Annotated in this window: 20 protein-coding genes; 12 read left to right on the top strand and 8 right to left on the bottom strand. The window is 71.2% G+C overall.

Annotation, left to right across the window (positions count from 1 at the left end; translation table 11 throughout):
• The first annotated feature begins 176 nt into the window (after positions 1–176).
• The 4 genes from pnp to MWM08_RS25320 all read left to right on the top strand — a co-directional run bounded on the left by pnp (position 177) and on the right by MWM08_RS25320 (position 6,573).
• The gene (gene pnp / locus MWM08_RS25335; RefSeq protein ID WP_244457239.1) at positions 177–2,396 is read left to right on the top strand and encodes a polyribonucleotide nucleotidyltransferase; all 2,220 of its coding nucleotides are present in this window, start codon (positions 177–179) and stop codon (positions 2,394–2,396) included.
• A gap of 88 nt (positions 2,397–2,484) precedes the next feature.
• On the top strand, positions 2,485–3,885 hold the full coding sequence (locus MWM08_RS25330; RefSeq protein WP_244457238.1) for an NAD(P)H-dependent flavin oxidoreductase: 1,401 nt from the start codon (positions 2,485–2,487) through the stop codon (positions 3,883–3,885).
• Between the two features lie 10 nt (positions 3,886–3,895).
• Positions 3,896–5,608 carry a DUF8201 family protein gene (locus tag MWM08_RS25325; RefSeq protein WP_244457237.1) on the top strand — a complete coding sequence of 571 codons (1,713 nt, stop codon included), beginning with the start codon at positions 3,896–3,898 and terminating at the stop codon, positions 5,606–5,608.
• Complete coding sequence (locus MWM08_RS25320; RefSeq protein ID WP_244457236.1) at positions 5,605–6,573, top strand: glycosyltransferase; 969 nt, start codon at positions 5,605–5,607, stop codon at positions 6,571–6,573. Before MWM08_RS25325 ends, MWM08_RS25320 begins: the two co-directional genes overlap by 4 nt.
• Positions 6,574–6,583: 10 nt before the next feature.
• Here MWM08_RS25320 and trpS read toward each other — a convergent pair whose 3' ends face one another.
• A complete protein-coding gene (gene trpS / locus MWM08_RS25315) occupies positions 6,584–7,585 on the bottom strand; it encodes a tryptophan--tRNA ligase (RefSeq protein ID WP_244457235.1) in 1,002 nt (333 codons plus the stop codon).
• An 82-nt stretch (positions 7,586–7,667) separates the two neighbouring features.
• Between trpS and MWM08_RS25310 the strand changes: the two genes are divergently transcribed.
• Positions 7,668–8,192 carry a hypothetical protein gene (locus MWM08_RS25310; RefSeq protein ID WP_244457234.1) on the top strand — a complete coding sequence of 175 codons (525 nt, stop codon included), beginning with the start codon at positions 7,668–7,670 and terminating at the stop codon, positions 8,190–8,192.
• Positions 8,193–8,221: 29 nt separating this feature from the next.
• On the opposite strand, the gene MWM08_RS25305 is transcribed toward MWM08_RS25310, so the two are convergent.
• The gene (locus MWM08_RS25305; RefSeq protein WP_244457233.1) at positions 8,222–8,902 is read right to left on the bottom strand and encodes a YggS family pyridoxal phosphate-dependent enzyme; all 681 of its coding nucleotides are present in this window, start codon (positions 8,900–8,902) and stop codon (positions 8,222–8,224) included.
• 57 nt (positions 8,903–8,959) lie between these two features.
• On the opposite strand from MWM08_RS25305, the gene MWM08_RS25300 reads away from it, so the two are divergent.
• From MWM08_RS25300 to MWM08_RS25285, 4 genes are all read left to right on the top strand, one after another.
• Positions 8,960–9,538 (top strand): thiamine phosphate synthase, encoded by a 579-nt coding sequence (locus tag MWM08_RS25300; RefSeq protein ID WP_244457232.1) that lies wholly within the window; start codon positions 8,960–8,962, stop codon positions 9,536–9,538.
• A gap of 170 nt (positions 9,539–9,708) precedes the next feature.
• Complete coding sequence (locus tag MWM08_RS25295) at positions 9,709–11,145, top strand: porin (protein ID WP_244457231.1); 1,437 nt, start codon at positions 9,709–9,711, stop codon at positions 11,143–11,145.
• A 106-nt stretch (positions 11,146–11,251) separates the two neighbouring features.
• Positions 11,252–13,552 (top strand): tetratricopeptide repeat protein, encoded by a 2,301-nt coding sequence (locus MWM08_RS25290; protein WP_244457230.1) that lies wholly within the window; start codon positions 11,252–11,254, stop codon positions 13,550–13,552.
• A gap of 58 nt (positions 13,553–13,610) precedes the next feature.
• Entirely contained in the window at positions 13,611–14,168 is a 558-nt protein-coding gene (locus MWM08_RS25285) for a DUF3576 domain-containing protein (RefSeq protein ID WP_244457229.1), read from the top strand.
• 94 nt (positions 14,169–14,262) lie between these two features.
• On the opposite strand, the gene MWM08_RS25280 is transcribed toward MWM08_RS25285, so the two are convergent.
• Positions 14,263–15,372, bottom strand: coding sequence for an alpha/beta hydrolase family protein (locus MWM08_RS25280; protein ID WP_244457228.1), 1,110 nt, complete (start codon positions 15,370–15,372; stop codon positions 14,263–14,265).
• A 30-nt stretch (positions 15,373–15,402) separates the two neighbouring features.
• Here MWM08_RS25280 and leuS point away from each other — a divergent pair, with 30 nt between their 5' ends.
• The 3 genes from leuS (at position 15,403) to holA (ending at position 19,741) form a co-directional block, all read left to right on the top strand.
• Positions 15,403–18,048 (top strand): leucine--tRNA ligase, encoded by a 2,646-nt coding sequence (gene leuS / locus MWM08_RS25275; RefSeq protein WP_244457227.1) that lies wholly within the window; start codon positions 15,403–15,405, stop codon positions 18,046–18,048.
• 67 nt (positions 18,049–18,115) lie between these two features.
• On the top strand, positions 18,116–18,709 hold the full coding sequence (gene lptE / locus MWM08_RS25270) for an LPS assembly lipoprotein LptE (RefSeq protein ID WP_244457226.1): 594 nt from the start codon (positions 18,116–18,118) through the stop codon (positions 18,707–18,709).
• A 6-nt stretch (positions 18,710–18,715) separates the two neighbouring features.
• The gene (holA, locus tag MWM08_RS25265) at positions 18,716–19,741 is read left to right on the top strand and encodes a DNA polymerase III subunit delta (RefSeq protein ID WP_244457225.1); all 1,026 of its coding nucleotides are present in this window, start codon (positions 18,716–18,718) and stop codon (positions 19,739–19,741) included.
• Positions 19,742–19,761: 20 nt separating this feature from the next.
• On the opposite strand, the gene MWM08_RS25260 is transcribed toward holA, so the two are convergent.
• From MWM08_RS25260 to mnmG, 5 genes are read right to left on the bottom strand one after another with little or no spacing between them, the layout of a single operon-like run.
• The gene (locus MWM08_RS25260; protein WP_244457224.1) at positions 19,762–20,550 is read right to left on the bottom strand and encodes a class I SAM-dependent methyltransferase; all 789 of its coding nucleotides are present in this window, start codon (positions 20,548–20,550) and stop codon (positions 19,762–19,764) included.
• An 8-nt stretch (positions 20,551–20,558) separates the two neighbouring features.
• Positions 20,559–21,416, bottom strand: coding sequence for a ParB/RepB/Spo0J family partition protein (locus MWM08_RS25255; protein WP_244457223.1), 858 nt, complete (start codon positions 21,414–21,416; stop codon positions 20,559–20,561).
• Positions 21,413–22,225, bottom strand: a complete 813-nt coding sequence (locus MWM08_RS25250; RefSeq protein WP_244457222.1) for a ParA family protein — start codon at positions 22,223–22,225, stop codon at positions 21,413–21,415. The genes MWM08_RS25255 and MWM08_RS25250 overlap by 4 nt, the downstream gene beginning before the upstream one ends.
• Positions 22,212–22,799 (bottom strand): 16S rRNA (guanine(527)-N(7))-methyltransferase RsmG, encoded by a 588-nt coding sequence (gene rsmG / locus MWM08_RS25245; RefSeq protein WP_244457221.1) that lies wholly within the window; start codon positions 22,797–22,799, stop codon positions 22,212–22,214. Before rsmG ends, MWM08_RS25250 begins: the two co-directional genes overlap by 14 nt.
• An 8-nt stretch (positions 22,800–22,807) precedes the next feature.
• Positions 22,808–24,679 carry a tRNA uridine-5-carboxymethylaminomethyl(34) synthesis enzyme MnmG gene (mnmG, locus tag MWM08_RS25240; RefSeq protein WP_423816059.1) on the bottom strand — a complete coding sequence of 624 codons (1,872 nt, stop codon included), beginning with the start codon at positions 24,677–24,679 and terminating at the stop codon, positions 22,808–22,810.
• Positions 24,680–24,703 lie beyond the last annotated feature (24 nt).

The following is a 24,703-nucleotide window of genomic DNA, read 5'->3' as shown; positions in this document are numbered from 1 at the left end:
CATGCCGCCCGAGACGCCGACCACGCCGGTCCTGGACCCGCGGTCCATCCCTGTTCCGCCCTCCGTGTCGCTCCCGGGGCCATGCCTGGCCCCATCCGCCGTGCCGCCGCCCGCGCAAGGACGGGCGGGCATGGTCCGCAAGGCGCATCCGGCGCCGCGCGACGAGAGGACGACCGATGTTCGACAAGTACTTCCGCAAGGAAATCCCCTGGGGCGGCAAGACCCTGGTGCTGGAAACCGGCAAGATCGCCCGCCAGGCCGATGGCGCCGTGCTGGCGCGCCTGGGCGACACCATCGTGCTGTGCACCGCCGTCGGCGCGCGCAGCGTGAAGCCGGGGCAGGATTTCTTCCCGCTCACCGTGAACTACCAGGAAAAGGCCTTCGCGGCCGGCAAGATCCCCGGCGGCTTCTTCAAGCGCGAAGGCCGGCCGTCCGAATTCGAGACGCTGACCTCCCGCCTGATCGACCGCCCGATCCGCCCGCTGTTCCCGGATGGGTTCCGCAACGAGGTCCAGGTGGTTGCGACCGTGCTGTCGCATGACCTCGAGAACGAGGCCGACATCGTCGCCATGGTCGGCTGCTCCGCCGCGCTGACGCTGTCGGGCATTCCCTTCTTCGGGCCGATCGCCGGCGCGCGCGTGGGCTACATCAACGGCCAGTACGTGCTGAACCCGACCGCCGAGGAACGCAAGGAGAGCGTGCTCGACCTGGTGCTCGCGGGCACCGCCGAGGGCGTGCTGATGGTGGAATCCGAGGCGTCCGAGCTCACCGAGGACGTGATGCTCGGCGCCGTCGAATTCGGCCACAAGTCGTTCCAGCCGGTGATCCAGGCGATCATCGACCTGGCCGAGGTCGCCGCCAAGGAACCCTGGGCCGTGCCCGAGGAATCCGACGCGACGAAGGCGCTCAAGGCGCGCATCTCGGAACTCGGCCGCGCCGAGATGGCGGTCGCCTACACCGAGACGCAGAAGCTGCTCCGTCAGGAGAAGGTCGGCGCGGTCAAGAAGAAGATCGCCGCCGCGCTGGAAGCCGAGGGTGCCGACGTCGCCGCTGCCAAGGGCCTCCTGAAGGAGCTCGAGGCCGACGTGGTGCGCAACAACATCCTCGACACCGGCAAGCGCATCGACGGGCGCGATACCCGCACCGTGCGCCCGATCGTGGCCGAAGTGGGCGTGCTGCCGCGCGCGCATGGTTCGGCGCTGTTCACGCGCGGCGAGACGCAGGCGCTCTGCGTCGCCACGCTGGGCACCGGGCAGGACGAGCAGATCATCGACGCCCTCGCGGGCGAGTACCGCGAGGACTTCATGCTGCACTACAACTTCCCCCCCTATTCGGTGAACGAGACGGGCCGCATGGGCTCGCCCGGCCGCCGCGAAGTGGGCCATGGCAAGCTGGCGTGGCGCGCCATCCACCCGCTGCTGCCGGAGAAGGCGAAGTTCCCCTACACCATCCGCGTCGTGTCGGAGATCACGGAATCCAACGGTTCGTCGTCGATGGCGACCGTCTGCGGCACCTCGCTGTCCATGATGGATGCCGGCGTGCCGCTGAAGCGCCCCTGCGCCGGCATCGCCATGGGCCTGATCAAGGAAGACCGAGGCTTCGCCGTGCTGTCCGACATCCTGGGCGACGAGGATCACCTCGGCGACATGGACTTCAAGGTGGCCGGCACCGATGTGGGCATCACCAGCCTGCAGATGGACATCAAGATCACGTCCATCACCTTCGAGATCATGAAGATCGCGCTCGACCAGGCGCGCGACGGCCGCCTGCATATCCTGGGCGAGATGTCGAAGGGCCTGTCGGGTAACCGTTCCGACGTGGCGGCGACCGCGCCGCGCATCACCGTCATCAATGTGCCTAAGGACAAGATCCGCGACGTGATCGGATCCGGCGGCAAGGTGATCCGCGAGATCACCGAGCAGACCGGCACCAAGGTCGACATCGAGGATGACGGCACCATCAAGGTGGCGGCGACGAGCGTCGAGGCCGCGCAGCGCGCCATCGACTGGATCCGCGGTATCGTGGCCGAACCGGAAGTGGGCGTGATCTACAATGGCAAGGTCGTGAAGACTGCCGAATTCGGCGCCTTCGTGAACTTCCTCGGCGCCAAGGACGGCCTGGTCCACATCAGCGAGCTGTCGCAGGAGCGGGTCAACAAGACGACCGACATCGTCAAGGAAGGCGACCAGGTGAAGGTCAAGGTCCTGGGCTTCGACGACCGCGGCAAGGTGAAGCTGTCCATGCGCGTGGTCGACCAGGCGACGGGTGCCGATATCTCCGACCAGGTCGGTGCGAAGCGCCCGCGCGAGGATGGCGACCGTGGCGACCGCGCGGACCGTGGCGAGCGCCGCGATCGTGGCCCGCGCCGCGACCGCGGTGGCGAAGCGGCGGACTGATCCACCACGCCGATCCAGCCGGGGCCCCTGTCAGGGGCCTCGGTGCATGCCATATTGCTGTCATGAAGTCCCGGGGGAGCGCCTTTCGTTGAAGGCCATCAATGCAATCCGCATGGGCGGCGTGGACGTCCTGCCGCTCGTCGAAGGCGGCAAGGGCGTAGCCGTTTCGAATGGTGCGACCTGCGGGGCCTGGGCCGCCGCGGGCGGTGCCGGCACCTTCTCCGCGGTCAATGCCGATTCCTACGACGCGGACGGGCAGCCGATCCCGCAGATCTATCACGGCAAGACGCGCCGCGACCGGCACGAGGAGCTGGTCCGCTACGCGATCGACGGAGCCGTCGCGCAGGCGAAGCGCGCGCACGACATGGCCGGCGGCAAGGGCCGCATCCACGCCAATATCCTGTGGGAGATGGGCGGGGCGGAACGTGTCGCGCGCGGCATGCTGGAAGGGGCCAAGGGCCTGGTCCATGGCATCACCTGCGGTGCCGGCATGCCGTATCGCCTGGCCGATATCGCGCGCGACTATGGCGTGCACTACTACCCCATCGTCTCATCGGCGCGCGCCTTCAACGCGCTGTGGAAGCGCGCCTATTCCAAGACGCGCGAATGGCTCGGCGGCGTGGTCTACGAGGACCCCTGGCTGGCCGGTGGCCATAATGGGCTGTCGAACAGCGAGGACCCGAAGGTTCCGGAAGCGCCCTATGCCCGCGTGCTGAAGCTGCGCCAGCAGATGCGCGAATTCGGCCTCGACGACACGCCCATCATCATGGCCGGCGGCGTCTGGTGGCTGGAGGAGTGGGAGGACTGGATCGACAATCCGGAGCTCGGCCCGGTGGCGTTCCAGTTCGGCACCCGCCCGCTGCTGACCCAGGAGAGCCCGATCCCGGAAGCCTGGAAGCAGCGGCTGCTGACGCTCAAGCCCGGCGATGTGCTGCTGCAGCCTTTCTCGCCGACCGGCTTCTATTCCTCGGCGGTGCGCAACGACTTCCTGCAGGAGCTCGAGGACCGCAACGAGCGCCAGGTGGCCTTCACCACCGAACCGGTCGGCGACCATATCGCCGAATACGGCGTGGGGCCGCGCAAGCGGATCGTCTACCTGGCGCCGCACGACCTGGCGCGGGTATCGCACTGGGAATCCGAGGGCTTCACCGAAGCCATGCGGACGCCCGACAACACGCTGATCTTCGTGACGCCCGCCAAGGCGCAGGAGATCGTGAAGGACCAGGTGGACTGCATGGGCTGCCTGTCCCATTGCCGCTTCAGCAACTGGGCGCAGACCGAACCCGACTATTCCACCGGCCGCAAGGCCGACCCGCGCAGCTTCTGCATCCAGAAGACGCTGCAGGATGTGGCCCATGACCGCGGCATGGAGAACAACCTGATGTTCGCCGGCCACAACGCCTATCGCTTCTCGCGCGACCCGTTCTACTCGAACGGCTTCGTGCCGAGCGTGAAGCAGTTGGTCGAGCGCATCCAGACCGGGCGCTGAACGGCGCCGTATGTTGGGGGCGGCGGCCAGCCTCGCGCTCGCCGCCGTCGCCTGTCTGGGCATCGGCGTGGGATGCTTGCGCCTGTTCCCGCTCGGCGCCGCGCGCTGCCTCGCCTTCGGCGAGGTCGGGTTGCTGGGCGTGGCGGCGCTCGCCGCGCTGGGCGCCACGATAAACCTGGTCCTTCCGCTGACGCCCTGGCCGGCGATGGTTTTGTCGGCCGGCGGTGCGGTGCTGCTGGTGCTCGGGTGGCGGGGCGCCGCGCCCTGCCTGCTCACGGACTGGCGCTCCGCCGCGGTGCCTGCCTTGCTGCTCGCCGGCATCCTGCTCGCGCTGCTGCCCGCGATGTTGCGCAGCAGCGCCTGGCATTTCGACAGCGGCCTCTATCACATGCAGCACGTCCGGCAGGCCATGGAACTGCCGGTCGTGCTGGGCATGGCGAGCATCCACGAACGGTTCGGCTACAACTCCCTCTGGTTTCCGGCCGCCGCGCTGGCCACCGCGGGCGTGCCGGGCGTCGCCGGCGCCTTCTCGCTGAACGCGTTGCTCGCGGGCTTCGTGCTCCTTGCGATGGCCGAGCGTACTGTGGCCGCCATCCGTACCGGGCAGGCGCGCGTTGCGGTCTTCGGCACCCTGGTCGTGGGGCTGCTGGTTCTCACGCCGGTCTTCACGCTGCGCGGCTGGATAGGGTCCCCCAATACCGACATCCCGGTGACGTTGCTCGCGCTCTACGCTTTTCTGCTCGGCCTCCAATACACGGAGGCTGATGAAGACCGCTTCGCCATCGCCGGGATCCTGACGGCAACGGTTGCGCTGGCGGTTGCGGTGAAGCTCTCGGCACTGCCGCTGCTGCTGCTGCTTCTTCTGCCGATCGTGGACTGGTGGCGGGGCCGGATGGACCGCCGGCAGGTCGCTCTGCTCGCCGTTATCGGGCTGGCCCTCGGGATGCCGTGGCTGCTGCGCGGGATCGCGACCTCGGGCTGCCTGGCCTATCCTCAGCCGGCCTCCTGCCTGCCGCTGCCCTGGACGATCGACCCGGCAGTGGCGCGCGGCGACATGGACTGGGTGCGCGCCTGGGCGCGGCTGCCCGGGGTGCCGCCGGAGGTCGTGCTGGCTGACCGATCCTGGATGCTGCCCTGGGCGCGAGAGGCGCTGGCGGACCCGGTCCTGCCCTTCGTGGGAGCCCTGGCGGCGCTGGCTGTGGTCCTGGCGGCCGTATCGCTCAGGCGGCGGCGGTTGGAATGGCGCGGACCTGGCATGGAGGGTGCAATCCTCCTGGCCGCGGCACTGGGAGCCCTGGCCTTCTGGTTCGCCACGGCACCGCTGATCCGCTATGGCCGGACCTTCATGCTCCTGCCGCTGCTGCTTGCCGTCGCCATGCTGGCTCCGCCCGCCGCCATCGCCTGGGTGAACGCGCGGCTGCCCGCCCGCGGGCTCGGCCCCGGCATCCTCGCAATCGGCGTTGTCGCGCTGGCGGTGCACGCGGGTATGCAGCGCCCGCGCGGCATGCCGCTCGGCCTCGGCGGCTACCCTGTGTTGCCGCAGGTCGCGGTGCGCCCCCTGCCGGTGCCAGGCATGCTGCCGGTGACGCAGCCGATCGAGGGCCAGCAGTGCTGGGATGCGCCCCGCCTCTGCACGCCGGCGCTGCACCGGCCGGTCACGGTCGAGCGGGTCGGGCCCTGGTTCATGGTGCGCGCCGCGGGGGCGGAGGCGCCGGCGCCATGACCGCCCGCGTCGCCGTACTCATCCCCTGCTTCGACGAGGCCGCGGCGATTGGCGGGGTCGTCGCCGCCTTCCGCGCCGCGCTGCCGGACGCGACCATCTACGTCTACGACAACAACTCCCGCGACGACACGGCGCGCATCGCCGCCGAGGCGGGCGCCGAGGTCCGCCGCGAGCCGCTGCAGGGCAAGGGCAACGTCATCCGCCGCATGTTCGCCGACATCGAGGCGGACGCCTATGTGCTGGTGGATGGCGACGGCACTTACGACGCTACCGCCGCCCCTGGCATGGTCGCGCTGCTGCTCGCCGACCGGCTCGACATGGTCACCGGCCTGCGGGTCAGCGTCGCGGGCGCGGCGACCTACCGGCCCGGCCATCGCTTCGGCAATGTCATGCTCACCCGCATGGTCGGCGTGGTCTTCGGCAACCGCGTGGGCGACATGCTCTCGGGCTACCGTGCCTTCTCGCGCCGCTTCGTGAAGTCCTTCCCCGCCCTGGCCTCGGGTTTCGAGACCGAGACCGAGTTCACCGTCCACGCGCTCGAACTACGCCTGCCGATCGCCGAGATCGCTACCGACTACCGCGAGCGGCCAGCGGGATCCCAGAGCAAGCTCAGCACGTGGCGTGACGGCTGGCGCATCCTGCGCACCATCGGGCTGCTGGTGCAGCGCGAGAGGCCGCTGGCCTTCTGCGGCGCGTTCGGGGCGCTGCTGATTGCGAGTGCGGTCGCGCTCGCGCTGCCGCTGCTTGCGACCTACGCCGAGACGGGGCTGGTACCGCGCTTCCCCACTGCGATCCTGGCGACCGGCCTGAGCATCCTCGGCTGCCTGTCCTTCGCCAGCGGGCTCGTGCTCGACACCGTCACGCGCGGGCGGCTCGAGGCGAAGCGCATCGCCTACCTGACCATCCCCGCCTGGCAGCCGCCGACCGTTGCCGCGAAACCCGAGGCCACGGCCAGCCTGACCTGACCGCCGCGCGCTACCGCGCCGGCAGGAACCCCACGATCTCGCGCGCCCGCGCCGCGATCGGCTCGGCGATCGCGCGCGCACGCTCCGCCCCCACATGCAGCGCCGAATCCAGCGCGCCGGGGTCGTCCAGCAGCCGCTTCATCTCGCCCGCGATCGGCTGCAGGTGGGCCACCAGCGCATCCGCCAGCGTCGACTTGAAGGCACCGAAGCCCTGCCCGCCATGTTCGCGCAGCACGTTCTCGGGCAGCGTGTTCGTGATGGCGGCCAGGATGCCGACCAGGTTGCGCGCCTCCGGCCGGTTCTCGAGGCCCGCCATGTGGTCGGGCAGCGGCTCAGGGTCCGTCTTCGCGCGACGGATCTTCATGGCGATGGTGTCGGCATCGTCGGTCAGGTTGATGCGCGACTGGTCCGACGGGTCGGACTTCGACATCTTCTTCGTCCCGTCCCGCAGCGACATCACGCGTGCCGCCACGCCCTGGATCAGTGGCTCGATGGTCGGGAAGAACTCCACGCCGTAGTCGTGGTTGAACTTCTGCGCGATATCGTTGGCCAGTTCCAGGTGCTGCTTCTGGTCGTCGCCGACCGGCACCTTGGTCGCGTGATAGGTCAGGATGTCGGCCGCCATCAGGTTCGGATAGACGTACAGGCCCGCGCTGGATGCCTCCTGGTTCTTGCCGGCCTTGTCCTTGAACTGCGTCATGCGGTTCAGCCAGCCCAGCCGCGCGACGCAGTTGAAGATCCAGGCCAGCTCCGCATGCGCGCGCACATGGGACTGCACGAACAAGATGCAGCGCTGCGGATCCAGCCCGCAGGCAATCAGCGCCGCCGCCATCTCGCGCGTCTGGCGTGTCAGTTCCGCGGGGTCCTGCCAGACGGTGATCGCGTGCAGGTCCACCACGCAATAGATCGCCTCGGCCTGGTCCTGCAGCGGCACCCAGTTACGGATGGCGCCGAGGTAGTTGCCGAGGGTGGGCACGCCCGAGGGCTGGATGCCGGAGAAGACGCGCGTCATGGATAGCCTTGCCTGAGCGGGATGGCGCCGTGAATCCCGCGCCCGCCGCGGGGCGTCAAGGCTCTGGCGGGAGGGGGACCCGATGCATGACCGTTTCGCCGGCCTGCCCGGCTGGGCCGCCGCCGTCGCGTGGCGGCTGGACTTCTTCGCCCGGGGCCGGCCGCGGGCGCGCCACCGCCGCCGCGCGCTGCGCCGGACGCTGCAGGCCCTGCGCGCGCGCAGCGCGACGCCGGATGACGAGGCGCGCGCCCTCGCCGCCTTCTGCAATGCCTGCCTCGGCCTCGCGCAGGCAGGCGTCGCCGCACGCCCGGACCTGATGGTGTTCGCGCCGGCCGTGGCGCGGCTCTGCACGCTCGCCCGCGACGAGATCGCCGGATCGCGGGACGACCGGCCGCTGATGGTCGCGCTGGAGGCCCTGCTGGCCGCCCAGCCCGATATGCCCTGGCCGCTCGGGGCGCTGCCTGGTCGGGCGGTGTTCCTCGCCAACATGGCGCAGCACGTGCCGGCGGAAGCGCCGGCGGCGGCGGCCATGCTGGTGAACGATCTCGCGACGCTCGGCGCCGACCTGCCGCGCCTGGCGCTGGAGGCCGCGGCCGCGGCCGGCTGACCGGCCGCCCGCGTCGTCCGGCCCGCGCGTCATGCCGGCGCGCGCGCCCCGAAGATGGCGCTGCCGACGCGCACATGCGTCGCCCCCTCGGCGATCGCCGCCTCGAAGTCGCCGCTCATGCCCATCGAGAGCACCTTCAGCCCGTGCCGCGCTGCGAGGTCGCGCAGGAAGGCGAAGTGCGGGCGCGGGTCGTCCTCGACCGGCGGGATGCACATCAGCCCGCTCACGGGCAGGCCGTGCTCCTCGCGCGCGGCGCGGATGAAGGCGTCGGCCTCGTGGCGCGCCACGCCGGATTTCTGGGGTTCCTCCCCGGTATTCACCTGCACCAGGCAATCGGGGCGCCGGCCCTCCTTCTGCATCGCCTCGGCGATCGCGGAGGCCAGCTTCGGGCGGTCGATCGTCTCGATCACGTCGGCGATGCGCACCGCGTCGCGCGCCTTGTTGGTCTGCAGCCCACCGATGATGTGCAGGCGCATGGCCGGGTGGGCGGCGCGCAGGGCCGGGAATTTCTCGGCCGCCTCCTGCACGCGGTTCTCGCCGAACACCTGCTGGCCGGCGGCCAGCGCCTCCAGCACGGCCTGCTGTGGGTTGGTCTTGGATACCGCGACCAGCGTCACGCTGCCGGGCGGGCGGTTGGCGCGGGCGCAGGCCTCGGCGATCCTGGCGTGGATGGTGGCGAGGTTGGCGGCGATGGCGGAGGGTTCGGACATGGCGGGGTCAACCTAGTGCATCTGGCGCGGCTGCACAGGGCGCGGCCGGCGCGCGGCGTGCCCCGGCTGTGGCTGTTCTCCGACCCGGTGCGCCTGCCCGACCCTTTGGCCGCCGCCGCCCGGCTGCCGCGTGGCGCAGGGGTGGTGGCGCGCGGGCTGGACCCGGCGGTGCTGGCGCGCCTGGCGGTCCTGGCGCGGCGGCGCGGCCTGGCGTTGGTGGTGGCGGGGGATGGCCGCGCGGGCCTGGCGCTGCGCGCGGGGATGCACCTGCCGGACCGGCGGGCCTCGCGCCACCTGCTGCCGATGCTGCTGGCGCGGCGGGCGGGCGCACCGGGCGCGGTGCTGACCATGGCGGCGCATGGCGGGGCGGTGGCGGCGGCGCGGGCGCGGCGGCTGCGGCCGGCGCTGGTGTTCCTGTCGCCGATCTTTCCGACTGCGAGCCATCCGGGCGCGACGGCGCTGGGCCCGCTGCGCTGGGCGCTGGCGGCGCGTCGGCTGGGGCATCGGCCGGTGGCGGCGCTGGGTGGTATCGCGCCGGCAACGATCCGGCGGCTACCGAGGGGCGTGGCCGCGGTCGGGGCGATCGGCGGGTTGCTGCCACAGCCTGTGGCCGGTCAGCCACAGTGTCTCAGGTAAGTCGCGGGACGGCTGACTGCACGGTTGCCCCTCCTGGCTCGGGCGGGACATATTCGCCCCAGGCCGCGACGCCGCCATTCCGCCTGTTGCGGGAAGCGGCGGCGTACCTTGTCCGGGGGGGCAAGGGGGCCGAGGGAAATGCCGGTTCGCCGGCCATGAGGAGGACTAGAATGCGCAAGATTCTGCTGGGGACGACCGCCGTTGTCGGCGCCGCCCTTCTGGCGCCGGGGGCTTTCGCTCAGCCCGCGGCAACGCAGGTTCCCGCCGGTGGCGGTGCCCCCACGGCCGGCCAGGCTCCGCTGGTCCCGTCGGGCGCCGGTACGGGTGGCGTGGCCGTGCAGCCGACCCCGGCGATCGCCGGCGCCGGCGGCCTGACGGTCCGCCTGGGCGGCTACTTTGCCTTCACGGGCGGCTACATCCAGGACGACTGGGACCGCGCCCGCAGCCGCAACTCGTCGGTGCCGAACAACAACGCCCAGGCCCGTCAGCGCGGTGACTTCCGCAACGACATGGAGCTGAACGTCTTCATCGACGGTCGCTCGGCCAACGGCATGACCTACGGCGCCGTGTTCGAGTTCCAGATGGACAACGTCGTCGCGACGGCGGGTGACGGCACGACCGTCTCCTTCGACGAGATGTACGGCTTCATCTCCATGCCGAACCTCGGCACGCTGCGCTTCGGCCAGGAAGACAACGCGGCCTCGCTGCTGCAGGTCCGCGCGCCGGCCTCCGCCGCGCTCGGCGGCGACGCCGAATGGGACGAGTTCATCGTCCAGACCGGCCTCGCCGACAGCTCGCCCTACATCATCTCGGGCATCAACGACGGCAACGACGCGACGAAGATCATCTACCTGTCGCCGCAGTTCGCCGGCTTCGACTTCGGCCTCTCCTACGCCTTCAACTCCGGCGAAGGCGAGCGCACGAACGTCGAGGGCAGCACCACCACCGCCCAGCGTGACCGCACCGGCCTCGAGAACGAGATCTCGGCCGCGATCCGCTACCGCGGCACCTTCGGGGCCGTTGGCGTGCAGGCCGGCGTCGGCGCCATGTGGGCCGATCCGCCGAAGCTGAACGCCGCGGGCACCGCCTTCGGCGCCATCGGCAACCCGCGCGCGCAGTCGGTCAACGCCTACACGGTCGGCGCGTCCATCACCGCCTACGGCTTCGGCTTCGGCGGCGAGTACACCTGGGGCCAGTATCGCGGCGCCTCGGTTGGCCGCACCGCGGTGAACGCGGGCGTTGACGGTGCCAGCCACTATGCCCTCGGCATCACCTACACGATGGGTCCGGTGGTGTTCGGCGGCCTGTTCGGCCAGGGCTTCCAGGGCAACGGCGTGGCCCGCGTGGGCGGCACGGCGGCGGCTCCGGTGTTCCGCGACCTCGACGACCGCACCCACACCATCTGGGGCGTGGGCGTCGCCTACAACCTGGCGCCGGGCCTCGTGCTCTTCGCCCTCTACAACAACATCAACGACGAGAACGTGCCGACCTCGCAGCCGACCAACGCCCGCTACACCGGCGGCACCGGCACCACGCTCGCCTCGTTCAACGGTTCCAACACCCGCACGATCAACGTCGGCGTGGCTGGCATCCGTCTCGCCTTCTGATCCTTCGGGATCGGCAGGAACGGGGGCGGCAGGGGAAACCCTGCCGCCCTTCGTTTTTCCGGGGCGTCGTTTCCCCGCACCGCCGCGCTGCGATACACCGCGCCGCATGACCACCGAGTTCGACACCTGCATCGCGCTGCACCGCGCCGGGCGGCTTGACGACGCCATCCGCTGCTACCGCCGCGCCCTGCCGCGCGACCGTTCGGGCGTGCAGGTCAACCGCCTGCTCGGCCTCGCGCTGTTCGCCAAGGGCGATGCGCGGGACGCGCTGAAGCACCTGCAGGCCGCCCTGCTGCGCGCACCGGGCGACGCCGCACTGCTGAACGACGCGGGCAATGCGCTGCGCGCGCTCGGGCGGAACGCGGAAGCGGCGCAGGCCTTCCGCCGCGCCGTTGCCGCCGACCCGCGCGGCGGCGACGCGTTGTTCAACCTGGCTGACACGCTGCTCACGCTCGACCGCCCGGCCGAGGCGCTGGACGTCTATCGCGCCATCCTCGACCGCCGCCTGCCGGGCATCGATGCCGACTTCCACAACAACCTCGGCGCCTGCCTGATGGCGTTGGACCAGGCGGACCAGGCGCTGGTGGCCTTCCGCCAGGCGCTGGCGCTGGATGCGGCGCATCGCGGCGCGCTGGTCCATGTGGGGGCTGCGCTCCAGCGCCTGGCGCGGCATCGTGAGTCGGTCGACCACCTGCGGGAGGCCGCGCGGCGCCACGGCGCCACGCTGCCGCTGCTGGTCACGCTGGGGCAGGGGTTGCTCGACCTGCGCGACCTTGCGCCCGCGCTCGAGGTTTTCGCCGAGGCGCTGCGCCGCCAGCCCGACAGCCAGCGCGCCGCGATCGGCCAGGCCCTCGCGCTGTCGGGCCTGGGGCGTCATGCCGAGGCGATCGCCGCCATCGACGGCGCCGTCGCGCTGGACCCCGCGCATCGCCCCGCACAGATCGTCGCCGGCAACATCCACCTGGCGGCGAAGGACCTGCCGGCCGCGGCCGCGGCCTATGCGCGCGCCGCCGCGCTGCCGCCCGGCCGCCTGCCCGATGCCGCGGATGCGCTGCTGCTCTTCACCCGCATGCGCATCTGCGACTGGACGGGGTTCGAGGCCACGCGCGCGCGGCTTCTCGCCGGCGTCGCGGCCGGCACGGCGCGGCTGCCACCCTTCGAAGCGCTCGCCATCGTCGATGATCCGGGCCTGCACCTGCGCGCCGCGGCGCATCATGCGCGCGCCAACCTGCCGGCGCGGCGCGACGCGCTGCCCGTGCGCGGCACGGCCGGGCGCATCCGCATCGGCTATGTCAGCGGCGAACTGCGCATGCATGCGGTCGGCCACCTGATGGCGCGGCTGCTGGAATGCCACGACCGCACGGCCTTCGAGGTGCACGCGATCTCGCTCGGCCCGCTGACGGGCGATGCGGTGCAGGCGCGCATCCGCGCCGCGGTCGATGGCTTCCACGATTGCAGCGCGCTGCCCGATGCGGCGCTGGTCGATACCGCACGGGGCCTCGGGCTCGACATCGCCATCGACCTCAATGGCTATTCGGGGGATTCGCGCGGGGCGGTCCTGGCGCGCGGCATCGCGCCGGTGCAGGTGGGCTTCCTGGGGTATCCGGGCACCAGCGGCGGCGGCTTCCTGGACTACGTGGTCGCCGATGCCACCGTCATCCCGCCGGGTGCCGAGGCGGACTGGTCCGAACAGGTGGTGCGCCTGCCCGGCTGCGTCCTGCCGACCGACGATGGCCGCCGCATCGCGACCGCGGGCATCACCCGCGCCCGCTTCGGCCTGCCCGAAGACGGCTTCGTGTTCTGCTGCTTCAACAACACCCACAAGATCCTGCCCGCGGCCTTCGACGCGTGGATGCGCATCCTGGCGTCCGTGCCGGGGTCGGTGCTGTGGCTGCGCCAGGAGAACGCGCCGGCCACCCGGAACCTGCTGGCCGTCGCCGCGGCGCGGGGCATCGACCCGGCCCGCCTGGTGATGGCCCAGCGCGTGGACGACATGGCCGAGCACCTGGGCCGCCACGCCCTGGCCGACCTGTTCCTCGACACCTTGCCCTACAATGCCCACACGACGGCGGCGGACGCGCTTCAGGCTGGCCTGCCGGTGCTCACGGCGGCCGGGCGCGCCTTCGCCGGCCGGGTTGCGGCCAGCCTGCTGACCACGCTCGGCCTGCCCGAACTCATCACCGAAAGCCCCGCCGCGCAGGAGGCCGAGGCGATCGCGCTGGCCCGGGACCCGGCGCGGCTGGCCGCCCTGCGGGCCCGGCTGGCGGCCGCGCTGCCCGGATCGGCCGCCTTCGACACGCCGCGCCAGGCCCGTGCGCTCGAACATGCCTTCCGTCGCATGCACGCCCAGGCCCTGGCCGGCGCCCGGCCCGAGGCCTTCGCGATGGACGATTCGCCCGCGATCTGACCCCGTGGTGCGGCTTCGTCTTTTCAGTGCCCCAATCGAGGCGCTACAAGGCTGCGCCATGACCCGCGCATCCCCCCGCCGTCCCGCCGCCTTCCTGTGCGCCCTTGGTGCCGCTGCCCTGTTGGGCGCCTGCGGATCGGGCAACGTTCGCGATGTCGGGCGGGACGAATACACCTCCCAGTCCGGCCGCGACCGTGTGCGTGGCCGCCTGACCGGGCAGGATGACGGCATCGTGTTGTTCGGCACGGCGCGCTCGCGGCCGGAGGACAGTGGCGCCGGCAACGGCGGGCTTGGCGTGAATGCCTATCTGTGGCGCGCCACGCTCGACACGCTGGCCTTCATGCCCCTGGCCTCCGCCGATCCCTTCGGCGGGGTGATCATCACCGACTGGTATTCGCCCCCCGGCGCGGGCGCCGAGCGCTTCAAGGCGACCGCCTACGTCATGGGGCGGCAGCTACGGTCGGATGGCGTGCGCATCTCGATCTTCCGGCAGGTGCGCCAGGGGCAGGGCTGGGTGGACGCGGTGGTCGCCCCGGCGACGGGCGCCGAACTTGAGGACCGGGTGCTGGCGCGGGCGCGCGAATTGCGCAGCCAGTCGGGCGTCGCGTCGCGGTAGCGCGCCGGGCGGCGGCTCAGCGCCGCGTTTACCAAAGGCGGCTGCGCGCGTCGGAGCAGATACCGGTAGGGTGACGCTGCGCGCGAAAATCGCTCTAGCCGCCGCCGCAGGGTGCGCGGCGCAGGCCGCGCGCGACGGCGGCCTCCGGCGCCGTGACAAGCGTCAGCAGGCACGGGGCATGGCCGCGCGTGAAGCGCCAATCGCTACCGCCGCCATGGCCTTCGATCGGCGCGTCTGGATGCAGCGCCAGCGTGGGGGCGCGGCGCGTCGCGGCCGTATCCGCCACCATCGCGGCACGCGCCGCCGGGTCCGGGTCGAAGGGGTCGCGGTCGAAGACCGCCACGGCCAGGCGCGGGCGGGCCTCCGGGAAGCCTGCGAGCAGGCGGCGGAAATCCTCCAGCGCCGGCCCGTGGTTGTTGGGCAGCCGAGACTCGCCATGCGCCGCCGGCGCCACGGCAAGCACGGCATGCACCAGGTCCGGCCGTTCCGCCGCGGCCATCATGGACTGCCAGGCGCCGCGGGACTGGCCCGCCAGCACGATGCGGCGATACCCGGCCTGGCGCAGCAGCGGCAGCGCGCGGGCCAGGGTGGTCAGCGCGGCGGCAAGGTGGTCCTCCGCCGGGTCGCGGTCGAAGCGCAGGATGTCGTAGCCGGCATCGTTCAGCATCGCGAGCATGCCGGGGATCGGCCGGCGGCGATGGTCCACCTGCGCGCCGCCGAAGCCATGCGACCACACGACCACGCCCTCGGCGGCGCGCGGACCGTGGCGGAACATCAGCGGCGCCGCGCGGAACGGGCCGACCTGCGCGTCGACCGGGCGGAAGGCCGGCAGGGCGAGCGACATCACATTGCCGTCGAAGGCGACAACACGGCAGGTGGCGGTCTCGGGCGCGGAGGTCGCCTCGCGCTCGCAGGTGGGCTGCAGGCGGGCGCGCACTGCTTCGGGGCCGTCCTCGCCGCTGGCGAAGCGCCATGTGACCGAGCGTCCGTTGCCGGCCAGCACGAAGCCGGCATTGGTCATCGCGCCCCGGTAGTGCAGCGTGAAGCCGATCACGGTGGAGGGGCCGCGGGCCTCGCCGAGTGCGGCGACCGAAAACAGCGTGCGATAGGCCGCGAAGTCGGTGTTCGGGTCGGGCTGGGCGAACGCAGGTGGGGCGGCAAGCAGCCCGGCCGCTAGGAATCCGGCGCGGAGCGGCTTATGCATCGCGCTTCCCACACGAACCGCGCGCGCAGGATGAACGACAGCACCGCACCCCAGGACAAGCCGGGCCAGGACGCCCCGTCCCCCCGCTATGATTTCCGCGCGGCGGAACCCCGCTGGCAGGCCGAATGGGACGCGCGCGCGTGCTTCGCCGTGCCCGACGTGCCGCCGGCCGATGCGCGCAAATACTACGTGCTCGAGATGTTTCCGTATCCGAGCGGCAAGATCCACATGGGGCATGTGCGCAACTATACGCTGGGCGACGTTGTCGCGCGCTACAAGCGTGCGCGCGGCCACCTGGTGATGCACCCGATGGGCTGGGATGCCTTCGGCCTGCCGGCCGAAAACGCGGCGCGCGAGCGTGGCGTGCATCCCGCCGCCTGGACCTACGCGAACATCGCGAACATGCGCGACGAGCTGAAGCGCATGGGGCTGTCGCTGGAATGGGCGCGCGAATTCGCCACCTGCGACCCGGAGTACTACGGCCAGCAGCAGAAGCTGCTGCTGGATTTCTGGAAGGCCGGGCTGGTCGAGCGCCGCGAGTCCTGGGTCAACTGGGACCCGGTAGACAACACGGTGCTGGCGAACGAGCAGGTGATCGACGGGCGCGGCTGGCGATCCGGCGCGGTGGTCGAGAAGAAGAAGCTGGCGCAATGGGTGCTGGCCATCACGAAGTATGCGCCGGACCTGCTGGAGGCACTGTCCACGCTGGACCGCTGGCCCGAGCGCGTGAAGCTGATGCAGTCCAACTGGATCGGCCGCAGCGAGGGCGCGCGGGTGCGCTTCGCGCTGTCCGCGACGGTCGATGGCATCGATGATGTCGAGGTCTTCACGACGCGCCCGGACACGCTGTTCGGCATGTCGTTCCTGGCGGTGGCGGCGGAACACCCGATCGCGGCGGCCGCTGCGGCGCGCGATGCGAAGGCGGCAGAGTTCATCGCCGAATGCCGATCGATGGGCACGTCCGAGGCGGTGATCGAGCAGGCGGAAAAGAAGGGCCACGACACCGGCATCCGCGTGAAGCATCCCTTCACCGGCGCTGAATACCCGGTGTGGATCGCCAATTTCGTGCTGATGGAATACGGCACCGGTGCCATCTTCGGCTGCCCTGCGCACGACCAACGCGACCTGGATTTCGCGCGCAAGTACGGGCTGTCCGTTACCCCCGTCGTGCTGCCGAAGGGGGCCGATGCCGCCACCTTCGCCGTGGCGGACGAGGCCTTCACCGATGACGGCACGGCGTTCAATTCCGGCTTCCTTGATGGGCTTGACGTCGCGGCCGCCAAGCGTGCGGCGATCGATGCGCTGGAGAAGCAGCAGGCCGGCACCGGCGTGGTGAACTGGCGCCTGCGCGACTGGGGTGTGAGCCGCCAGCGCTACTGGGGCTGCCCGATCCCCTTCATCCATTGCGACGATTGCGGCGTGGTGCCGGTCCCCGATGCCGAGCTGCCGGTGCGCCTGCCGGAGGACGTGGATTTCGCGAAGCCGGGCAATCCGCTCGACACCCATCCGACGTGGAAGCACGTGGCCTGCCCGTCCTGCGGGAAGCCTGCGCGTCGCGAGACCGACACCTGCGACACCTTCGTGGATTCGTCGTGGTACTTCGCGCGCTTCTGCTCGCCGCGCGCCGACCAGCCCGTGACTCGTGCGGCGGTCGATGCCTGGCTGCCGGTCGACCAGTATATCGGCGGCATCGAGCACGCGATCCTGCACCTGCTCTATTCGCGCTTCTTCACGCGCGCGATGTCGGCCTCCGGCCATCTGTCGCTCGCCGAGCCCTTCGCCGGGCTGTTCACGCAGGGGATGGTGCAGCACGAATCCTACAAATCCGCCGATGGCCGCTGGCTGTATCCCGAGGAAGTGGAGTTCGGCACAGCCGCCGACGGGTCGCGCATCGCGACGCTGAAGGGCGGCAATGCGCCGGTCACCATCGGCCGTGTCGAGGCGATGTCGAAGTCCAAGCGCAACACGGTCGATCCCGGCGCGATCATCGCGAGGTACGGCGCCGACACCGCGCGCTGGTTCATCCTGTCGGACAACCCGCCCGAGCGCGACATGGAGTGGACGGAATCCGGCGTGGCAGGTGCCTACCGTTTCACGCAGCGCGTCTTCCGCATGGTGGAGGCGGCGTTGCCGTCCCTGCCCGCGCCGGATGGCGGCGCGCATGACGGCGTGGATCGCGCGGCGAAGGACCTGCGCCGCGCCACGCACCGCGCCATCGCGGCCGTCACCGAGGCGTTGGAGACCTTCGCCTTCAACGTCGCCGTGGCGCGGCTGTACGAATTCGCCAATGCCATCGAGGCGGCGCGCAACGAGGCGTCGCCCGCTGCCGCAGCCGCGCGGCGCGAGGCGCTGGAGATGCTGTCGCGCCTGTCCGCGCCGATGATGCCGCATCTGGCCGAGGAATGCTGGTCGATGCTGCGCCCGGGCGATGCCAGGCTGGTCGCGCAGTTGCCCTGGCCACAGGCCGATTCGTCGCTGCTGGTGGCCGAGAGCGTGAAGCTTGCAGTGCAGGTGCTGGGCAAACTGCGCGCCACCATCGAGGTGGCGGTCGGCGCCAGCGAGGAGAGCATCTTCGCCGCGGCGGAAGCGGAGGAGAACGTGCAGCGCGCGATCGCCGGCAAGCCCATCCGCAAGCGCATCCATGTGCCGGGGCGGGTGGTGAACCTTGTCGTGTGAACGGGGCCCGGCCGATGCTCGATCGGCGCGCGGCGCCGGGGTTGGCCCATCTGCCGCTGGGCGGGCGATGACCCCGACGGAATGCGCGACGCAACTCGCGCAGCCGCAGGGCAATGATCGTACCTCGCGGGTTGCGCCGGTGTCCGTGGGCCGTGCCCTCACGCGACGGGGCTCGATCCTGGGTGCACTGCTGCTCGGCGGGTGCGGCTTCCGCCCATTGTACGGACCGCGGCCCGAGGGGTCCGCAACGCAGGGGCTCGAGACCATCCGCGTCGGCCTGATCCCGGAGCGCAACGGGCAGTTGCTGCGCCGGCAGCTTGAGCTGCGGCTGGGCACCGGCGGGGCGCAGATGCGCTACGACCTGCGCGTTGGCCTGGCCTATGGGATCGAGCTGCAGGGCTTCGCGCGGGACGGCACGCCGTCCCGCGTGCGGATCACCGCCACGGCCAGCTGGTTCCTCTACGATACCGCGAGCCCCGCGCGACTTGTGGCCTTCGGCACCGAGCGCGCCTTCGACGCCTACAACGTGCCGGAGAACCAGTTCTTCTCGGCCGATACCTCGCGCGATGCGACCGAGCGACGGCTGCTCGACCAGCTCGCGGATGACATCGTGCGGCGCCTGGCGGTGCGCTTCGAATCCGGGCCACCGACGGCGGCCTGAGCGCGCATGGCGAAGCTCGACGCGCGCCGCATCTCGGGCTTCCTGGCCGACCCCGGCGCCGCGCGCATCGTGCTGGTGTTCGGCGAGGATGGCGGCCTGGTGCGCGAACGCGCTGACGCCCTGGTGCGCGCGGTGGCGGGCGATGATCCCTTCCGGCTGGTCGATGTGCCGCGCGAGGTCGCGGCGAAGGATGCCGGGTTGCTCGCCGCCGAGGCCGCGACGCCGGCGCTGACGGGCGGGCGCCGCCTCGTGCGTGTGCGCGATGCGACGGACGGGCTGGCGAATGGCGCGAAGGTCGTGCTCGCCGGCAACGGGCCGGGCCTGGTGCTGCTGGAAGGCGGCTCGCTCGATGGCCGCAAGGGGCTGCGCGCGGCGCTGGAGAAGGCGGGACCGGAAGCGGCGGTGATCGCCTGTTACGCCGAGACGGGCGCGGCGCTGGAAGGGTCCATCAACGCGTTGCTCAAGGGCTTCGGAGTAACTGCCGAATCCTCCGCAGTGTCCTGGATGGCGCAGCGCCTGGGCGAGGACCGCCTGGTGATGCGGCGCGAATGCGAGAAGCTGGCGCTGTACGTTGGCGCCGGCGGGCGTGTGACCGAGGAGGACGCGGTCGCATCGCTGTCCGAGGGTTCGACGCTCGACCTCGACGCCGCGCTGCTGGCGGCGACCGAGGGCGACCCCGCGCGCGCCGACCGCGCGCTCGACGCCGCTTTCGCCGAGGGCGCGCACGCGGTGCAGGTGGTGCGCGGCGCCCTGCGGCACGTGCAGCGGTTGGAAGTGGCTGCGATGGCGGTGGCGCGCGGCGCTGCACCGAAGGATGCGGTCGATGGGCTGCGCCCGCCGGTTTTCTTCAAGTCCCGCCCATCCTTCGAACGCGCGCTGCGGCTGTGGCGGCCCGAGATGCTGGCGGCGGCCGGCGCGGCGCTGCTGGAGGCTGAACGCGCGACCAAGACCACGGGGATGCCGGATACGGCGGTGGCGCGGGCAGCGGTGATGGGGTTGGCGCGGGAGGCGGTCAGGGCGCGGCGGGGGTAGGGCGCCGCGGCCCGACCGGTCTATACGGGCAGCCGGTCGTGATCCTGGTCGAGGCCGATGTAGTCGCGATCGTTTTCGCGAGGTCCGATCGAGTAGCAGCCGTAGTCGGCCGAGTCGGTGCTCTTGTGGATCGTGCAGACAAATCCGCAGCCACGCAGATGCGCGGCGAGGAACTTCCGCACGAGGCTTTCGTAGATGTCGAAATCGGCGGCGCGTACGATGTAGGCCTTTCGCTCGCCGCACAGGACCATGCGGTAGAGAGGCTGGCGGTCGCGCAGGAAGTGATAGACGGCGGCGGTGACCTGCGGATAGCGGGGGTTGAAGAAGTCGTCGACGCAGATGACGCCGCGTTCGGCGAGGAAGCGCTCCGCGACGTGCAGGTCATTGGTCGCGGCCGCGGCGGTATGGTCCCCGTCGATATGGATCCAGCGGGCGGCGCCGAAGAAGGGTGCGACCTGGGGTTGGTGGAGCAGTGAGGTCGACTTGACGATGACCGACAGCGCGTCCGGACCACCCAGCGACTGGACCTTCGCGACCGTGTCGTCCACCGGCGAGATGTCGTTCAGGATGATCGTCTCGCCGGCCTTCATGTGGCAGGCCGCGAGCAATGCGGATTTGCCGCGGTAGACCCCGATCTCGAGCGCATGGCCGGGCACCGCCATCGCGGTTTGCGTCGCGAGCAGATAGTCCCAGCACGCGATTGCGCCGTCCTGGAAGAAGCCCTCGATGTCGCTGGCCAAGGACCGGTAGCGCGCCAGCGGGGCCTCCACCTGAGGCGGCGTCGTCCGGAAGAAGGTGCCAAGGGCCATGGTGTTGGTCAGGCCTCCGGATCCAGCAACCGCAGCACCCCTTCGAGCTGGTCAAGGTCGCGATACGCGATCGTCACCTGCCCGCCCTTGCCGACGCTCTTGATGCCGACCTTGAGGCCGAGCTTTTCGGTCAGGCGGCGTTCCAGCGCCGCGGTGTCGGCATCCTGCTTTCCGGCGCGGCGCGTGGATGGATCGCGCGGCGCCGCAGCAGCGAGCGCTTCCGTCTGGCGTACGGACAACCCACGCACCACGACCAGGCCGGCTAGCCGTTCGGGATCCTCGGCGCCCAGCAGCGCTCGCGCATGGCCGGCCGACAGCGTGCCCGCGCGCAGCAGGTCCCGCACGCGGCCGGGCAGGTTCAGCAGGCGCAGCGTATTCGCCACGTGGCTGCGCGACTTGCCGACCGCCTGGCCCAGCGCTTCCTGCTTCAGGCCGAATTCGCCGAGCAGGCGCTGGTAGCCCTCGGCTTCCTCAAGCGCGTTCAAGTCCTCGCGCTGCAGGTTCTCGACCAGGCCGGCGGCCATGGCGGCACGGTCGTCGAGTTCGCGGATCACCACCGGCACTTCGTGCAGGCGCGCCTGTTGCGCAGCGCGCCAGCGGCGCTCCCCGCCCAGGATCTGGTAGACGCCAGGCGCCTTGGGCTTCGGACGGACCAGGATCGGTTGCAGGATTCCATGTTCCTGGATCGAGGCCGCGAGTTCCGCGAGCGCAGCCGGGTCCGGGGTTGCGCGCGCCTGGAAGGGGCTCGGTTCCAGGGCTTCGACGGGCAGGGAGCGCGGCGCGCCGGGGGGTGCGGCGGCGGCCGGCGCGGTGGTCTCGCCCATCAGCGCGGACAATCCCATGCCAAGGCGCGCGGGCTTCTTCATGCGGCGGATTTCCTGGCGCGGCGCTCGCGCTTCAGCAGCTCGGCGGCGAGGTCGACATAGGCCTGCGCGCCCGCGGAGCGGTGGTCGTACAGGATGACCGGCAGCCCGTGTGATGGGGCCTCGCTGATGCGAACGTTACGCGGGATGACGGTGCTGTAGACCTTGTCGCCGAAGAAGGCGCGGACGTCGGCGGAGACGAGCTCGGACAGATTGTTCCGCTTATCAAACATTGTCAGCACGATGCCTTCGAGCTCGATGTCCGGGTTCAGTCCGCGCTTCACTCGTTCGATGGTCCGGGTGATCTGCGAGACGCCTTCGAGGGCGAAGAACTCCGTCTGCAGCGGCACCAGCACGGATTGCGCGGCGACCAGGGCGTTAAGTGTGAGCAGCCCAAGCGAGGGCGGGCAGTCGATCAGGATGACCTCGGTGCCCGCAAGGGCGTCGGCCTGGGCTGCGAGCGCATCCCGCAGGCGGCGTTCGCGGTTGTCGAGGCCGACGAGTTCGATCTCGGCGCCGGCCAGCTCGGGGTCGGCGGGCAGCAGGGTCAGGTTCGGGATGCGCGTGGGCCGCAGCAGGTCACGCAGCGGCTTTTCGCCAGTGAGCAGCGCATAGCATCCCGCGCCGCGGTCCTGCCGCGCGATGCCGAGGCCGGTCGACGCATTGCCCTGCGGGTCCATGTCGATGAGCAGGACGCGGCGCTTCGCAGCCAGCGCGGTGCCGAGGTTGATGGCCGTGGTGGTCTTGCCCACCCCGCCCTTCTGGTTGGCAAGGGCGATGATGCGTGGCGGCGTGCGGTCAGTCGCTGGCACGGCGGATCTCGCTTAGGCGGAGGATGGTGGCCTCGGGGTCCGTGCGGCTGTCGAACCGCTCGATGTTGAAGTGCCAGTCTGCAGCAGCGCTCGTCAACTCCTGCGCGGCGGTGCGGCCTTTCGGCAGGATCGCGACGCCGTCCGGGGCGAGGAACCGCGTTGCGTACGCAAGCAGCGTGGCGAGTGGCGCCAAGGCCCGCGCGGTGATGGCCGCGACAGGCGGCAGGTTGGCCAGTTCGATCCGCTGCGCGTGCACCTTCACCTTCGCCAGGCCCATGCGGCCGGCGGCCTCGATCAGAAAGGCCGCCTTGCGCCTGTCGGATTCGACAAGATGGACATCGCGATCAGGCAGCGCGGCGGCGATGACGAGTCCGGGCAGCCCGCCGCCAGAACCGAGGTCGGCAATGGCGCCCTGTGCCGGCAGCAGTGGCAGCAGCTGCAGGCTGTCGGCGATGTGGCGTGCATCGATATCCATGGCGGTCCGGGCGGAGACCAGGTTGATGGTGACGTTCCAGCGCAGCAGCAGGTCGCGATAGGTCGCGAGTCGCGCTGCGGTGGCGTCGTCAACTGGCATCCAGTGTTTCACGTGGAACGCGCTGCCTCGGAGCGGCGGAGAGCGACGGCCAGCGCGGCGATGGCGGCGGGCGTCACGCCGGGCAGGCGGCCGGCGGAGCCGAGAGTCGCGGGGCGCGCGGCCGACAGGCGCTGGCGCATCTCCGCCGACAGGCCCGGCACTTGCGTGAAGTCCAGGCCATCGGGGATGCGCGCCTGTTCCTCGCGTTCGAGCAGGCGCATCTCCGCCTCCTGCCGGCGCAGATAGGGGGCGTAGAGCGCCTCGGCTTCCAACTGCGTGCGGAGCGCGGGCGACAGGTCGCGCAACCACGGGAAGGCCGCATCCACCAGCGCAGCGTCGACGCCGGGCAAGGCAAGCACCTCCAGGACACTGCGCCGCCGCCCGTCCTGGTTCACGGCGATGCCGGCGGTGGCGAGCGCGGCCGAGGTCGCGCCATCGCTCCGCGCGCGATCGAGCGCGTCGGTCAGGGCGCACGCGAAGGTCCGATGCCGGGCCGCGCGCTCCGGCCCGACACAGCCCCAGGCAAGGCCAACATCCGTGAGGCGCAGCCCGGCATTGTCGGCGCGCAGCGCCAGCCTATGCTCTGCCCGGGCCGTCAACATGCGGTAGGGCTCGGTCACGCCTTGCAGGACGAGGTCATCCACGAGCACGCCCATATAGGCCTGTGCGCGGGTCAGCACGCGGTCCGGCACGGCGCCGGAGGCTCGGGCGGCGGCGTTCAGCCCGGCCAGCAGCCCTTGTGCGGCGGCTTCCTCGTACCCGGTGGTGCCGTTGATCTGCCCGGCCAGGAACAGCCGCGGTACCGCCCTGACTTCCAGCGCGGGGCTCAGTGCCCGCGGGTCTACGTGGTCGTATTCGATGGCGTAGCCGGGCCGCAGGATGCGCGCACGTCCCAGGCCGGGCATGGAGGCGATCATTGCCGCCTGCACGGCCTCCGGCAGGCTGGTCGAGATGCCGTTGGGATAGACCGTGTCGTCGTCCAGGCCCTCGGGCTCCAGGAAGACCTGGTGGTGCTCGCGATCGGCGAAGCGAACCACCTTGTCCTCGATCGAGGGGCAATAGCGCGGACCGACACCCTGGATACGGCCGCCATAGACCGCGCTGTGGTGCAGGTTGGCGCGGATCAGCGCGTGCGTCTCGGGCGTGGTGGTCGTGATGGCGCAGGCGACCTGGCGGTTGGTGATCCGCGAGGTCATCCACGACAGGGGCTCGGGCGGGTCTTCACCGGGCTGCGGCTCCAGCGCTGCCCAGTCGATGGTGCGCCCATCGAGGCGCGGTGGCGTGCCGGTCTTCAGCCGCGCCAACGGCAGGCCCAGCCGTTCGAAGGCCAAGGCCAGGCCGATCGCAGGTTCATCACCAACCCGCCCCGCCGGGATGCGCCGTTCGCCGATATGGATCTCGCCCCGCAGGAAGGTGCCGGTCGTGACCACCAGGGCGCCGCAGGCGATTCGCCGGCCGTCGCCGGTCAGTACGGCGGTGATGCCGCCATCCGCCACGGTTTCGATGCCCTCCGCGACCGCTTCCAAGATCGTCAGCCCCGGCTGGTCCGCGAGCAGCGCCTGGATGGCCTCGCGGTACAGCGCGCGATCCGCCTGCGCGCGGGGGCCACGCACCGCCGGGCCCTTCGACCGGTTCAGCACCTTCACATGGATCGCGGCCGCGTCGGCGGCGCGGGCCATGATGCCATCCAGCGCATCCACCTCGCGCACCAGGTGCCCCTTGCCGATGCCCCCGATCGCCGGGTTGCAGGACATCTCGCCCAGTGTCGCGCGCTTGTGCGTCAGAAGCAGGGTGCGTGCGCCGCAGCGCGCCGCCGCGGCCGCCGCCTCGCAGCCCGCATGCCCGCCGCCCACCACGACCACGTCGAAGGATCCGTCCATGCGCGGCGGTATAGTCGAGACGTC

The sequence above is a fragment of the Roseomonas fluvialis genome (assembly GCF_022846615.1).
Taxonomy (GTDB): Bacteria; Pseudomonadota; Alphaproteobacteria; order Acetobacterales; family Acetobacteraceae; genus Neoroseomonas; species Neoroseomonas fluvialis.
Note: the sequence above shows the minus strand (reverse complement) of the source record. Positions and strands in the feature narration are given on the sequence as shown.

Bases quoted from the DNA above. Each gene is read 5' to 3' on its own strand.
- pnp (WP_244457239.1), top strand. From the start codon at position 177: ATGTTCGACAAGTACTTCCGCAAGGAAATCCCCTGGGGCGGCAAGACC.
- MWM08_RS25325 (WP_244457237.1), top strand. From the start codon at position 3,896: ATGTTGGGGGCGGCGGCCAGCCTCGCGCTCGCCGCCGTCGCCTGTCTG.
- MWM08_RS25320 (WP_244457236.1), top strand. From the start codon at position 5,605: ATGACCGCCCGCGTCGCCGTACTCATCCCCTGCTTCGACGAGGCCGCG.
- trpS (WP_244457235.1), bottom strand. From the start codon at position 7,585: ATGACGCGCGTCTTCTCCGGCATCCAGCCCTCGGGCGTGCCCACCCTC.
- MWM08_RS25310 (WP_244457234.1), top strand. From the start codon at position 7,668: ATGCATGACCGTTTCGCCGGCCTGCCCGGCTGGGCCGCCGCCGTCGCG.
- MWM08_RS25305 (WP_244457233.1), bottom strand. From the start codon at position 8,902: ATGTCCGAACCCTCCGCCATCGCCGCCAACCTCGCCACCATCCACGCC.
- MWM08_RS25295 (WP_244457231.1), top strand. From the start codon at position 9,709: ATGCGCAAGATTCTGCTGGGGACGACCGCCGTTGTCGGCGCCGCCCTT.
- MWM08_RS25290 (WP_244457230.1), top strand. From the start codon at position 11,252: ATGACCACCGAGTTCGACACCTGCATCGCGCTGCACCGCGCCGGGCGG.
- MWM08_RS25285 (WP_244457229.1), top strand. From the start codon at position 13,611: ATGACCCGCGCATCCCCCCGCCGTCCCGCCGCCTTCCTGTGCGCCCTT.
- MWM08_RS25280 (WP_244457228.1), bottom strand. From the start codon at position 15,372: ATGCATAAGCCGCTCCGCGCCGGATTCCTAGCGGCCGGGCTGCTTGCC.
- leuS (WP_244457227.1), top strand. From the start codon at position 15,403: ATGAACGACAGCACCGCACCCCAGGACAAGCCGGGCCAGGACGCCCCG.
- lptE (WP_244457226.1), top strand. From the start codon at position 18,116: ATGACCCCGACGGAATGCGCGACGCAACTCGCGCAGCCGCAGGGCAAT.
- holA (WP_244457225.1), top strand. From the start codon at position 18,716: ATGGCGAAGCTCGACGCGCGCCGCATCTCGGGCTTCCTGGCCGACCCC.
- MWM08_RS25260 (WP_244457224.1), bottom strand. From the start codon at position 20,550: ATGGCCCTTGGCACCTTCTTCCGGACGACGCCGCCTCAGGTGGAGGCC.
- MWM08_RS25255 (WP_244457223.1), bottom strand. From the start codon at position 21,416: ATGAAGAAGCCCGCGCGCCTTGGCATGGGATTGTCCGCGCTGATGGGC.
- rsmG (WP_244457221.1), bottom strand. From the start codon at position 22,799: ATGCCAGTTGACGACGCCACCGCAGCGCGACTCGCGACCTATCGCGAC.
- mnmG (WP_423816059.1), bottom strand. From the start codon at position 24,679: ATGGACGGATCCTTCGACGTGGTCGTGGTGGGCGGCGGGCATGCGGGC.